The organism is Mesorhizobium sp. M2A.F.Ca.ET.037.01.1.1 (assembly GCF_003998075.1).
Lineage (GTDB): Bacteria > Pseudomonadota > Alphaproteobacteria > Rhizobiales > Rhizobiaceae > Mesorhizobium.
The window spans coordinates 1-626 of sequence record NZ_RZSA01001678.1 but is presented as its reverse complement, the minus strand read 5'-3'; the positions used below and the strand labels follow the sequence as shown (position 1 = coordinate 626).

Here is a 626-nt window from a genome sequence, read left to right as displayed (position 1 = left end):
CGCATGAACGTGCTCGCCGGCAAGCACTTCAACGCCGGGCTGCGCGCCGTCTTCTTCTCGATCGGCTATCTAGGCTGGTTCGTCGACCCGGTCGTGTTCGTGATGTCGACGCTGGTGCTTCTGGCGGTGCTGGTGCGCCGCCAGTTCTTCTCGGCGGCGCGGCAGGCAGTGCTCGGTCAGCCGCCCGGTCCGGGAAAGAGCTGATCGATCCTGCCGGACAGCCGGTAGGCAAAAAGCCCGATCCATTCGCGCACCGCAATGGTGGTTGCCTGCACCGAATCAACGGGATTGTCGCGGTAGAAGCCGACGCCTTCCTTGCCCGAGGTGCGATAGTCGACGGGCCACGGAATGGTCGCAAAGCCCGCCTTGTCGAACAGCGCCTTGGCGCGCGGCATGTGGAAGGCCGAGGTGACCAGCAGCCACGTCTCGCCAGGCTTCGGCTCGACCAGTTTCCGCGAGAAGACCGCATTCTCATAGGTGTTGCGCGATTTGTCCTCGAGGATCAGGCGATCGGCGGAGACGCCAAGCGCGCCAAGCAGGCGCGGCGCCGTGTCGGCGTCGCCCTCGCCGTCGAGGAAAAGCGAGCCATTGCCGCCGGACACGACGATCTTCGCCTGGGGAAAGCG

The 626-nt window shown here is 65.5% G+C and carries 2 protein-coding genes; one reads left to right on the top strand and one right to left on the bottom strand.

Annotated elements, in window-relative coordinates:
- Positions 1–204, top strand: a 204-nt coding sequence (locus EOA27_RS39175; RefSeq protein WP_127259047.1) for a DUF599 family protein, incomplete at its 5' end; no start/stop codon positions are given.
- On the opposite strand, the gene EOA27_RS39170 is transcribed toward EOA27_RS39175, so the two are convergent.
- Positions 177–626: YdcF family protein (locus EOA27_RS39170; RefSeq protein WP_145970940.1), on the bottom strand; the 450-nt coding region annotated here is incomplete at its 5' end. The genes EOA27_RS39175 and EOA27_RS39170 overlap by 28 nt on opposite strands.